This window comes from Paenibacillus sp. FSL H3-0333 (assembly GCF_038002805.1).
GTDB classification, from domain to species: Bacteria; Bacillota; Bacilli; order Paenibacillales; family Paenibacillaceae; genus Paenibacillus_AQ; species Paenibacillus_AQ silagei.
In genome coordinates, this window is sequence record NZ_JBBODG010000001.1 from 5,442,279 (window position 1) to 5,455,120 (window position 12,842).

General features: G+C 53.8%; 8 protein-coding genes. 1 reads left to right on the top strand and 7 read right to left on the bottom strand.

Annotated features, from left to right (window positions below; all coding sequences use genetic code 11):
• Positions 1 to 81: 81 nt before the first annotated feature.
• The 6 genes from MHH78_RS24270 to MHH78_RS24295 form a co-directional block, all read right to left on the bottom strand.
• Positions 82 to 1,023 carry a carbohydrate ABC transporter permease gene (locus MHH78_RS24270; protein ID WP_340979174.1) on the bottom strand — a complete coding sequence of 314 codons (942 nt, stop codon included), beginning with the start codon at positions 1,021 to 1,023 and terminating at the stop codon, positions 82 to 84.
• A gap of 16 nt (positions 1,024 to 1,039) precedes the next feature.
• Positions 1,040 to 2,014 carry an ABC transporter permease gene (locus tag MHH78_RS24275; protein ID WP_036693425.1) on the bottom strand — a complete coding sequence of 325 codons (975 nt, stop codon included), beginning with the start codon at positions 2,012 to 2,014 and terminating at the stop codon, positions 1,040 to 1,042.
• Between the two features lie 98 nt (positions 2,015 to 2,112).
• Positions 2,113 to 3,825, bottom strand: coding sequence for an ABC transporter substrate-binding protein (locus MHH78_RS24280; RefSeq protein ID WP_341169091.1), 1,713 nt, complete (start codon positions 3,823 to 3,825; stop codon positions 2,113 to 2,115).
• Between the two features lie 102 nt (positions 3,826 to 3,927).
• Positions 3,928 to 5,670 (bottom strand): sensor histidine kinase, encoded by a 1,743-nt coding sequence (locus MHH78_RS24285; RefSeq protein WP_341169092.1) that lies wholly within the window; start codon positions 5,668 to 5,670, stop codon positions 3,928 to 3,930.
• A 19-nt stretch (positions 5,671 to 5,689) separates the two neighbouring features.
• Entirely contained in the window at positions 5,690 to 7,291 is a 1,602-nt protein-coding gene (locus MHH78_RS24290; protein ID WP_341169093.1) for a response regulator, read from the bottom strand.
• A 78-nt stretch (positions 7,292 to 7,369) separates the two neighbouring features.
• Entirely contained in the window at positions 7,370 to 9,115 is a 1,746-nt protein-coding gene (locus tag MHH78_RS24295; protein ID WP_341169094.1) for a family 43 glycosylhydrolase, read from the bottom strand.
• Positions 9,116 to 9,355: 240 nt separating this feature from the next.
• Between MHH78_RS24295 and MHH78_RS24300 the strand changes: the two genes are divergently transcribed.
• Positions 9,356 to 10,147, top strand: a complete 792-nt coding sequence (locus MHH78_RS24300; protein ID WP_076073631.1) for a helix-turn-helix transcriptional regulator — start codon at positions 9,356 to 9,358, stop codon at positions 10,145 to 10,147.
• Between the two features lie 705 nt (positions 10,148 to 10,852).
• Here MHH78_RS24300 and MHH78_RS24305 read toward each other — a convergent pair.
• Positions 10,853 to 12,835, bottom strand: a complete 1,983-nt coding sequence (locus MHH78_RS24305) for a glycoside hydrolase family 31 protein (protein WP_341169095.1) — start codon at positions 12,833 to 12,835, stop codon at positions 10,853 to 10,855.
• Positions 12,836 to 12,842 lie beyond the last annotated feature (7 nt).

The following is a 12,842-nucleotide window of genomic DNA, read 5'->3' on the forward strand; positions in this document are numbered from 1 at the left end:
CCTCCTCTTTCTTGTATGTCATATGGACATTTTAAATGAATATTCTGTATATTGCTATAACCATGTATACAATTAGACAACCTAACCTTTTACCCCGCCGACCATCATGCCTTTGACAAAATACTTCTGCAGGAACGGATACACCATAATAATCGGCACGGACGCTACTATCGTCATCGTTGCCCGCACGGACATCGGAGTGACCGCATTCTGCTGGCCTCCCGTTGCCCCCTGGATCATCCCGTCCAGCGACGAGGTGCCTGTGGTGGTGTTGGAGTTCTGCAGAATCTTCTGCAGCTCATATTGCAGGGTACTCAGCTTCTCATCCGAAGAGTTGTAGAGGAACACATCGAACCACGAATTCCACTGGAACACTCCCGAGAACAGCGCCACCGTAGCCAGCACGGGCACCGTAAGCGGCAGGATGAGGCTGAAGAAGGTCCGGTAATCCCCCGCCCCGTCAATCTTCGCCGATTCAATAATGCTCTCCGGCAGATTTTCAATGAAGGAACGGATAATAATCAGGTTGAACACCCCGATGATTCCCGGAAGAATGTAGACCCAAAAGCTGCCGACCAATCCCATATCCCGTATCAGCAGGTAATTGGGAATCAGGCCGCCGTTGAAGTACATCGTCATGATAAAAGCTACGGTGATGAATTTGCGCAGCACATAATCCTGTCTGCTAAGCGTGTAGGCCAGCATGGCCGAGCAGAAGACAGTGACTACCGTTCCGATCACGGTGCGCAGCACCGAGATGAAGGTCGCATGAAAAATCGTGGCCTCTCTCAGAATATAATTGTAATTCGCCAGCGTCCATTCTCTGGGAAGAAGGTAGATCCCGCCTTTAATAGAATCTTGCGCATTGTTAAGCGACACGGCAAGGACATTCACGAACGGATACAGGGTAACAATCATTAGTGCGATCATGAAGCAGTAGTTGCAAATGACAAACAAGCGGTCGCCGGTGGAAGAGCTTATCGGGGGCTTGCGTTTTTTCTTATGGACAGCTGCGGTTTCCATGCCTGCGCCTCCTTTATTAATACAGCCTGGCTTCGCCCATGCGCTTCGCGGCATTATTCGCCATGAACAGCAGGATGAAGCTGACGACCGTCTTGAACATTCCCGCTGCGATGGACAGGGAGAAATTACTCTGGGCAATTCCGTATTTCAGTACGAATATATCAATGTTCTCGGAATAGTCCACATTCATGCCGTTGCCCAGCAGGTACTGCGGCTCGAATCCCGATTCCAGCAGATAGCCGATATTCATAATGAGCAGGACAATCACAACAGACTTGATGCCCGGAAGCGTGACATAGATCATTTTCTTGAACCGGTTCGCGCCGTCGATCTCCGCTGCTTCATACTGTGTGGGATCAATCGTCGTCATAGCGGCCAGGTAGACGATGGTGTTCCAGCCGATATCCTTCCAGACGGAGCTGGCTCCGAAGATGGTCCAGAAGTATTCCGGGATTCCCAGGAACAGGATTTCATTGCCGCGGTCCAGGAAGCCCAGACCCACCAGCAGCTGGTTAATCGTACCATCCGGGGACAGCGTCGTCTGAATGATGCTCGCCGCCACGACCCAGGAGATAAAATGCGGCAAATAACTGACAGTCTGCACTACACGCTTGAAGGCAATATTGCGTATTTCATTAAGCAGCAACGCAAGGGTGATCGCGGTGACGAAGCCGAAGAACAGGTTAATCGAGCTCATCGCCAGCGTATTGCGGAGCACCCGGAGGAAGCGGTCATCCCCGAACAGAAATTTGAAATGCTCGAAGCCAATCCAGGTCTGCTCCATGAACTTCCTGGCCGGCTTATAATCCTGGAAGGCAATGCTCCAGCCCCACAGCGGCAAGTATTTGAATACAAATAGCCAGATTAGAAAAGGGACTGACATCACTGCCAAGGCCCGCTGCTGGCCCAGCTTTTTGAAGAACAGCCTCATCCGGCCCGGCTCCTTATCCGCCGCTGGCCGGGATAACGCGGGTACCGTATTTTTATCCATCCGTATCTCTCTCCTTCAGCGCACCGGGGTGTCTAAGCGGCAAGCAGGAAAGACCAGCATCTCGGTACAGCCCTGGTCTTTCCCGCCGATTCCGGCGGCTATTGGTTCGCCAGTTCGACCTTCGCTTTGACTTGCTCAGTGGTCCATTTCTCATAACCCGCAGTATCGAGCTTGCCGAATTCCTTCATGTATTCCTCCCAGACTGCTTCGAACTTATCCGGAGTCGTCAGCACCAGCTTAGGGAAATATTTCTTCGTCATTTCATCCTTGCTGGCTTCCCAGAGCTGTTCCGGGGAATTCTGTTCCTTCGCGAAGCCCCACGCCGGGAAGTATGGACGCGGAACCGGTTCAGCGAACAGCTGGCTATAGGTCTGTACGCCGTATTTCTCTAAGATCGCCTTATCCTCGTCGGTCAGCGTCATCTGGAAGACCTCCGGCTGGCTGGCAACATTCTTGGCATTCCCGTCAGCCAGGGTAGAGGTGGTGTTGTACATCGGCCAGTTCCAGCTGAAGTACTTGAAGCCGAAGCTCTCTCTGAACGGCTCGTCAATCTTGTCGATCTGCTCCTGCGTACGGTAGTAGCGGCCCTTCTCATTCACTTCATACGTCTCGCCTTTGATGCCCCAGGACATCAGGGTCTGGTTCTCTTCGGTCAGCATGTTGTCGAAGAACTGGATGATGCGGACCGGGTCTTTGGCACTGACGGTAATCCCGATTCCGCGATTCGTTACCAGGCCCCCAGGCGGATCAAGATAGGCATCAGGGGTGCCCTCCTCGAAGGTTACCGGCAGCGGGAAGTACTTGAAACCATCCAGGGAAGGATCTTTACGGGCGGCATCCTTCAACACATTCAGCGCATTATCCACCTGCCAGCGGTAGTCGAAAAAGCCGAGCACCTTGTGGGAGGTTAATTTGGCGATATACTGGTCATAGTTATCGACGAAGGAGGCTTTATCGAACAGACCGGCAGCATTGAGGTCATTCAGCGCCTTCAGCCACTTTTTGGTGGACTCTGCACCGGCATAGGTCTTGGCTTCCCAGGTATTGGTATCCACTGTAACGTTACCGTCATTCGGATAGCCCATCAGATGCATCGGCGGGTTGGAGGTGGCGAAGAATCTCCAGTCATGCGTAAGGGAGACCATCCCCGTCAGATTCTCATCCTTATGCTTGTCGCGGTAATTCTTAATCAGCTCTATATATTGATCCAGCGTCTTGATCTTCGGATAACCCGCTTCCTCCAGCACACGGCGCTGAACCCAGAACCCCGCACCCGCTTCCGGCTCAGGAATGAAATCGTTCACCTGGGCGGCAATCGGCAGGAAATAGATTTTACCATCCTTGGAGCGCATCTGATTCAGCGACTTGCCATACACACGCTGGATGTTCGGCCCGTACTTCTCAATCAGCTCGTCAAGCGGGATGAATGCGCCGGCATTGAGCACTTCCTCTATAGCGGCATCGGGAATCAGCACATCCGGGTAATCGTTGGCCGCAATCATGGTTCCAATCTTGGTATTAAGGTCGCCCACGACGAATTCCAGCTTGAAATTGACACCGGTCTGATCCTCCAGCAGCTTGCCGATGGTCGTCTCATTGGTATTTCCGTCCTTCGAGCCGGCTACCCCGTTGAAGATTTTGAACGTTACCTTATCCTGCTTGGGTTCGTTCTCTGTGGTAGCGGCAGCGCTTGTCGGCTCCGTCGTCCCCGTATTCTTCTTGGCATTATTAGGCCCCGAGCAAGCCGTCACCACGGATAATGAGACGACTGCCGTCAGAGCGAGAAGCCATATTCTCTTGCTTTTACCCATTGCCTGTACTCCCCCTTGTATATTCATGGTTTAGTGCTTCTTTAGTATAAAAGCGTTTTCATTCCTCCGTTACCCGTGAAATTATGGCTTCTCCTTTGAAAACTATGGATGAACTGGAATTCTCAGCTCAATCCGTGTCCCTTCACCCGGTCTGCTGTCCACCTGGAAGATTGCGCGCCTGCCATATAGCATGGTTACTCTGTAGATAACATTCTGTATTCCGATCCGCTCGCCGATAATCCCTTCCATGTCGAGGTATCCGTACAGAGTGTCAACCTGCTCACTGCTCATGCCAATCCCGTTGTCCGCCACTTGGAAGACCACCTCATCCCCCTCCACGCTGATGCGGATCTTAATGCTTCCGCCTTTTTTGAGCGGCTCGATGCCATGAATACTGGCGTTCTCCACGAAGGGCAGGAACACCATTTTGGGGACAACGCAGGCGTAGGCCTCAGGCTGCACCTCGATATGATAGCTCAGCTTATCCTCGAACCGGTATTTCTGGATATCCAGAAAACAGAGAATGAAGCCCAGCTCCTCCTCCACGCTCACCCACTCCTTATTCCAGGTCAGCGAGCTGCGCAGGATCATCGCCATACTCTGGATGATTTTGGCCGTCTCGTTCTCCTGCTTCAGCAGGCTCCGCATCCGAATCGTCTCCAGCGCATTGAACAGGAAGTGCGGGTTAATCTGGCTCTGCAGAGCATTAAGCTGCGCCTTCCGCCGCTCCAGCTCCAGCGACTTCTTCTGAATCTCTGTAAGATACACATCGTTAATCAGAGCCTTAATCTGCATAATCATACTGTTGAACTCCAGGGTCAGCTGACCGATCTCATCGCGCGATTCCCCGTGCATGATCATCTGGAACTGCTGCGTCTTCACCTTTTTCATATGCTTCAGGATCTCAATAATCCGGAGGTTGATCGAACGGGTAATGATCAGAATAATAACGGTGGGGACAATCATCATCAGGCAGGCCGACCAGAGGATGAAATAACGGGATTTCAGCACCTCCTTGATAATCTCCTTCTCATTCACTGTGCCGACAATCCGCCAGCCGGACAGATAGCTGATACTGCCGTACTCCTTCTCGAAATCAATGAGTTGCTCCTGCTTCAGGGAGGTATACAGCTGCCGGTCCTTCCCCTGCCAGTCTATGGCCCGGTTCGTCGTATATTCAATCCGGCCCTCCGGCCCCAGCAGATACACATCCCCCTGCACGTTCAGATTGGCGAAGACCTCCATCAGATCAATCGTCTTAAAATCAATCTTCACCAGCTTCTCCTTGACCATCCTGTCCGCGAAATAATCCATCCGCCGCAGCAGCGAGAACGACTGGAACCGGCCGCCTGCATCCTGGGTGCGGACGAACATCGGCTGGGAAGAGGCCTCCTGCATCCACTCTTTATACCAGACACTCTCCCGGACCTCCCCGGACAGAATCCCGATATTCCCAGAATTCAGCAGCGTGGGGTTATCCACATAGATGGTCTTGTTTTGCAGCGAGGAAGAGAACGGGGAATAGTTGTTCAGGGTGGATCGCAGATAGAGGTCGTACGCCTCAACATAGTCTTCAGTCTGTGTGAAGTTACGGTCCAGTACCTCATTGGTCTTGTAATCCGCATAGAAAAAAGAGGATAAGCCCACAGCCTGATCCACCATCAGCCGGAACTCATTCTTAATCTGTTCCACCGCCAGATCGATGTCCTTGATCCGCTGCGCCTTCACATTTCCGGTAATCGTGTTGTAGAAGATCACATTCGTAAGAATGATCGGAGCGATGACCCCGAGGAAATAGACGAGGAACATTTTATTCCTGAGCCGGATATTATTCAGCAGCTTCATGCAGCGCCCCCTCCTGGCATTAACGGTTGCCCGTCCGGTTTCTATATTCTGTAGGCGTTCTCTGCTCCAGCTTCTCGAACTGGGTGACGAAATAATCGGCATTCTTGAATCCGACCTGCTCGGCAATTTCATAGATCCGCAGATCGGTCTGCCGCAGCAGCTTCTTGGCCTCGGTGATACGCAGCTGGAGCAGATAGTCATTGAAGTACATGCCGTAATTCTTCTTGAACACCTGGCCAAGATAGGCCGAGTTCATATAGAACTGGCCTGCGATCTGCTTGAGGTTCAGGTTCTCATGGAAGTTCCGGTCCACATAGCACTTGATCCGGTACAGCCCGCTGCTGCCGTAGCTCTGGTACAGCTCTTGAATCCGCTCCGCCGCTTCCAGCGCAAAGGCTTCGAACAAGGACCTCAGCTCCGCAAGGGTGATGTTATGATCCGGCCAGTTCATCATCGGGACAAGGCTCGCCAGCTGCTTCTCATCCCCCTCCATGCTCCGTATAGTATGCAGCACACTATGGACGCATTGAATGGCTACGGCCTTCATCGCTTCCCGGGAGACCAGCTTCTCCTGAAATTCTGCGAACAGCTTACCGATCCCGCCCATGATCTCCGTGTGCTTACCCTCCTCAATCGCTTCAATCAGCGCCTGAAACACCCTACTACTGGCATGGATGTAGTTCAGGGACAGACCGGCAATATCAGAGGACAGCAGAATCGGCTGGGCAGGCCGGACATATTTGTACTCCACCGTCTCCTTGGCCGAGGTATACGAATGCTTCAGCTCCTGAAGTGTGCTTACCGGCCTGCCCGCATACGCCTGAACCTGCAGGGGATAACGCTCGTAGAGCTTGCTTAGACAATCCGCCACGAAGCTGCGCAGCTCCCCTTCATGGTTCGCCAGATAATGTTCCGGCACAATGAAGCCGAAGAACCTCCGGTGCTCATAGATAATAGGCGTCTCTGCTGTGAACTGCTGCACCGCCTGCCGGATCGCATCCTTCAGCTCCGCCTTCCCGGGCATGGACTGCCCGCTCCAGGGGAACACATTGTTCACCTCCAGCAACACATAGGTGAACTGGCGGGACCCCGCCTCTATCCACTGCTGCTCCCAGGCGTCAAGCACTTCATCCGCCGCTTCCCCCCGGATCAGCGCCTCCACCCGCTTCACTCCCTCATGAATGCTCAGCCGGTCCTGGAGCTGCTTGCGCGCAGTGAATAAATCGCGGAACTTATGAAGCGCTTTCACAATTTCGTGCTCATTAATCGGCTTCAGCACATAGTCCAGCACGCCATACCGGACAGCCTGCTGGGCATACCGGAAATCGTTATATCCGCTGATAATGATAAATTCCATTCCAAGCTGCTCCTCGGTCACCGCCTCAATCAGCCCGATGCCATCCAGGACCGGCATGCGGATATCGGTGATTACGAGCTGTGGCCGCTTGGCCCGGATCAGCTCCAGCGCATCTTCCCCGTTGTCCGCCTCATCCACTATCCGGAATCCGCTACCCTCCCAGTCAATCATTCCGATCAGGCCCTTGCGGACAAACAGCTCATCATCGACAATAATGATCCCGTACACTTCAGCATCCACTCCTCCGGTAAGATCGTGAAACAAAGGGAATCCCCGGCCTAAGTAAACGGTCAAGGATTCCCCGATGATAAGGAATATTATAGAGTTAGGCGGGCCCGTAGTCTAGCCTACGATGACTTCCATGGATATCTGCTTCAGGCCCGGATTCAGGTCCTTCTCCTCGGTAAGATCCAGAACTGGAGCACCATCAATGTCAAAATGCACACGGCGCAGGCCGGAGCTGCGCGGTCCCTCGATTCCCGGTCTGGCGTGGTAGGCGTTCCAGATGACCCCGTCCTCGTCCGTCACATAGGAATTATGACCCGGGCCGTATTCCCCCGGCACGCTTCTGGAGGTCAGCAGCGGATAATTGCCCTTGGTCCAGCTCTTGATATCCAGCAAATCTGCCCCCTTGTCTGCGGTCAGCAGACCGACCACATAAGTAGCATCCACCGCTGCACTGGCAAAAGTCACGTACAGCTTCTCATCGGTGTACAGAGCGAACGGACCTTCATCCACGAACGTATGGTTATTGGCCCAGCCGTAATCCGGCCGGGTCAGCAGCACCGGATCACTCGTCAGCCTCCACGGCTCCTGCGGGTCAATCGTGGCGATATAGACCCAGGCTCCAAGATCCACAGGGAGGAATTGGCGCTCCGACCATGCCGCATAGAGCTTACCATTCCAGCGGATGACCGTCATATCCAGCGAGATCGTCTTACCTGCTTCGCACAGATAGCTGCCGTCCTTCTTCACTACCCGGCGGGGCCTGGACCAGTCCGCAGCATTCATGGGATTCCCGCCCGGATTCAGCTTCATCACATGTGATTCCTCATGGAAGAACTCGCCGGGTGTGGCGGCATGGAAAATATACAGCTCGTCTTCAATGATATGGAGTTCCGGTGCCCACAGCAGGCCGCCAATCTCTTCATACGTGGAGGAATCGAGGATCAGGGCTTCCTCGGCTGTCACCAGCCCGGGAATAGTATCGGCTTCCCTCATATACAACGTATGTTCCTTATCCGCATCATTAGTCGCAATGAAATAATATTTCCCCCTCCACTCTGCAATGCAAGGGTCCGCACGGTTAAGTGCAACCGGGAATGGAAAGTGATCCTGATGGATCTTCCCGGAGATGCTGTAGGTTCCGGCCTTGTCCCAGTTGATGGCATCCGTGTTCCAATGGACTTTTTTGGCAGCCTGCGTTCCATCACTATATAGGGCCGTTGCCCGAACCGCCTTCACATCCTCCACCGATGCCGCATTCACACGGTCCGGTACTACGACAGCAATGTTATCCGGTACCGTAAGCTTACAGAAGAGTCTGCGGGCGATCCCGGCGGAGACAGAGATCACATTACGCGGCTGGATTCCCTCGATATCAGTCTGCACCGCTTCCAGCGTGAACGGCTCCGCCTCCACCGATGCTGAGACATTCGTAAGGCTCATGATGTCGGCAGTGAAATTCTCATAGCCCTGGCCCTGCCCGTCTATCCATTGGATCAGGTAACCGTTCCGCTCCGGGTCGTAGGTGCAGGAGACATCGCTTACATGAGTATCCGCCTTAAGCTCCAGCAGTCCAATCTCACTGTATTGCAGCAGATCGGCCGAAGAGAACAGCAGTACCTTCCCCTTGCTTTGGTCATCCGCTTCACCGTCTGCCTCGGTGCGCACGGCAAGAACGCCGAAATTTCCGTCTGCCAAGTAGAAAAGATAAGGCTTCTTCAGGCTTTTGGCCCGAAGCGTCCCATCCTCATTCTCTGTCGCCTTGGCGAACAGGACACCCGAGTTATGATTCAATGCCTGATACTGGCCCCTCTCCGTCTTGTAAGCCAGGTGCATACTATAAGCCAGCTTCGATGCATACACGATATCCTCCTGCGGCAGTCTTGTATAGCAAAGGATATCTTTCCGATCTTCGTTTTGTTGTGGTATCATGGATCCATAACCTTCCTTCCTATTGATAATTACTAATAATAATAATCACGCACTGTTCGGTTAACCTTCGAATTCACTCTTATATCCACTACAAATTATAGAGATTCACTAATATACTAACAATGATATTTACTGACCATTAATTGATCTATCCGCAGAAAGGAGAAGCCCATGCCCACAATTCATTACGTGGAATACGATGCCGCACATCCGGCCAATTTCGTCTACAGTATCCCCGAAGGACTGGACGCCTGGCTTCTTGTCCTGACCCAGACCCCGGCGGTGTTTGAAGTGGACGGTGAATTGAAGGAGTTTCCCGCTCACTCTGTCGCTTTGTATCCTCCAGGGCACAACATCTATTACCGCGCCTGCTCCCGGAGGTATGTCAACGACTGGGTGCGTTTCGATGCGGATGAATCGTATATCACCGAAAGCGTCCTGCCGCTGGGCAGCCCGTTCTCCCTGCCCGATCCCGGGTATTGCCATCAGCTGTTCCAGCTGCTGACGCTGGAGAACTCGTTCCAGAACGATTACCGGGAGTTGTCCATTGACTACCTGTTCCGCCTCTTGTTCAACAAGCTGTCCGAAGCGTCCCAGGACAAGCTGACGCCGCAGTATTATAATCTGCTGGAGCTGCGCAAGACGCTGTACAGCAATCCGGGCCACCCTTGGACTGTATCCTCGATGGCGGGATATCTGCATATCAGCACCGGCTACCTCCAGACCATCTACAAATCCGCCTTCGGCATCTCATGCATGGAGGATGTCATCCAATGCCGGATTCGGCTGGCCAAGGAGAAGCTGGGCTTCGGCCAGCACAAAATCGCCGAGATCGCCGCTCTCTGCGGCTACGCCAATGTCGAGCATTTCTGCCGCCAGTTCCGCCAGCTGACCGGCTTCTCCCCCCGCGCCTACCGGGAGCGTCTGGCTTCCAAGCAACCGCTGATTCGGAAGGGGGAATAGCGGGAGTGTAATAGGGTCGGAGTTAGACGAGGCTATGGTGGGAGTTAGTTAGGAGTATGGCAAAGGGTATGTGGAAATGTGAATACATCGTTGCTCCAACTATCGGCACTCTCTCGCCGCCGCCCAATGTAATCGGTTTTTCGACTACATTTCATCCTCGCGCCTCTGCCATGCCAAATGTAATCGGTTTTTCGATTACATTCCATCCTCGCGCCTCCGCCACGCCCAATGTAATCGGTTTTTCGACTACATTCCATCCTCGCGCCTCTGCCACGCCCAATGTAATCGGTTTTTCGACTACATTCCATCCTCGCGCCTCCGCCTAGCCCAATGTAATCGGTTTTTCGACTACATTCCATCCTCGCGCCTCTGCCATGCCAAATGTAATCGGTTTTTCGATTACATTCCATCCTCGCGCTCCCGCCTAGCCAAATGTAATCGGTTTTTCGACTACATTCCATCCTCGCGCCTCCGCCTAGCCAAATGTGATCGGTTTTTCGATTACATTTGCTCCACACGCACCCGGTACTGCCCATTGTTTCCACACGCACCCGCACTGTCCAATGTGTTCGGTTTTTCATATACATTCAGCCCACACGCACCCGCACTGCCCAATGTATTCGGTTTTTCGCATACATTTGGCCCACATAGCAGAGCAGCGACCCTCCACTATCAGGAGAATCGCTGCTCTGTTTGACTTTTCTTTTATACTTCTTCCCCGCCAAGCAACGGCAACACAGCACCGTCCCGCACAAACAGCGGAATCTGCGTAAGTGGCGCATCGACCATAATAGCCTGTCCGCCGGCATAGGCAGTCCCGGTATAGACATGGGTCCACTCTGAGCCGGACGGCAGGTATACCTTGCGCGCCCGTTCACCCTCGCCCAGCACCGGGGCGACCAATAGGTCGGGACCGAACATATACTGGTCCTCGATATCCCAGGCCGCCGGGTCCTGAGGGAAATCATAGAACAATGGACGCATAGGCGGCGTGCCCTTCTCATGTGCCGCCTGCATCAGCCCGCGGATATACGGCTTCAGCCGCTCCCGCATCTGCATGAACTCCTTGAAGATGACATACGCCTCATCCCCGTAGCTCCACACTTCATTATCCGAGCCGCTTCCGCATACGCCCCCGCCCCGCGTTCCGGTGGGCTGAACAAAAGGGGAACGGTCCCCGTGCAGCCTGAACACCGGAGAGAACGCGCCGTACTGGAACCAGCGGACCATCAGCTCCCGGAAGGAGGCATCTGCCGGATTGCCCCCGTGGAAGCCGCCGATGTCGGTGGTCCACCATGGAATCCCGGCCACGGCCATATTCAGTCCGGCCCGCACCTGAATGCTGAGCACCTTGAAGCTGGAGTGAATATCTCCGGACCATACGAGCGCCCCGTAGCGCTGGCTGCCCGCCCAGGCAGTACGGACCAGATTGATGATATTCTCCTGGCCTTCAGCCGCCATGCCGTCATAGAAGGTCTGGCTGTATTTCATGGGGTAAATATTGCCGATCTGCTTACTGGAGCCGATATGATAACGGTAGATATCATGGTCATAGACCGTCAGCTCCGGCTCCGCCTCATCGAGCCAGAAGACCTTGATCCCTTTATCATAATAATTCTGCTTAATCAGTCCCCACAGGAACTTGCGGGCCTCCGGATTCGTCGCATCGAAGATCGCATTCTGGCCTAGAAACTGGAATTGCGTCCGCACCCCGCGGTCCGAGCGCAACAGGTACCCTTTCTCCAGCATCTCCTTATAATTCTCGCTCTCCGTCTGGACAGTCGGCCAGACCGAGACCATCAGCTCAATGCCCAGCTCCTGCAGCTCCTGCACCATCGCCTCAGGATCGGGCCAATATTCCGGGTCAAACCGCCAGTCCCCCTGATTCGTCCAGTGGAAGAAATCAATCACGATGACGTCGATCGGCAGACCCCGCCGTTTATGCTCCCTCGCCACCTCCAGCAATTCCTCCTGCGTACGGTAGCGGAGCTTGCATTGCCAGAACCCCATGCCATACTCCGGCATCATCGGCACGGTTCCCGTAGCCTTGGCATATGCCTCCTCGATCTCGGCAGGCGAGTCACCGGCGGTGATCCAATAATCCAGCTGCTTGGTGGATGGGGCTGTCCATTCGGTCACATTCAGGCTGAAATGCGCCTGTCCGATCGCCGGATTATGCCACAGGAACCCGTAACCGGCGCTGGACAGCACGAACGGAATGCTGATCTGGCTGTTGCGGTGGGTCAACTCCAGCGAGCAGCCTTTCAGGTTCAGGAAAGAGTGCTGATACTGCCCCATGCCATACAGCTTCTCTTGCGGGTCCGCCTCCAGCCGGAGCTTCACGGAGAAGTCACTGCTGCCGGGGATGGCGCTTAGCTCTCTGCCCCCGTATTTTAACTGATAGGTATCCTCCGTCTCGTTAAGAAGCAGCTTGCCATGCTGGTTATAGAAGAATATCTGTCCCTTATCTGTTATTTCCGCCCGGATATTCCCGTTCACAATCGTCGCACGTTCTGGGGTAATCGATATATGACTCAGCGTCTGCACAGCAGGCAGAAGTGCCCACTGCTCATCGGTAATCTCCGCATACGAAGCCCGGATACGCAGCGAATGCTCTCCCCAAGGCTCTATCCAGACTCTCTCATGGTCATATTCTCTGATCAGTCTGCCATTCTCTTCACGAAACATAGCGCGA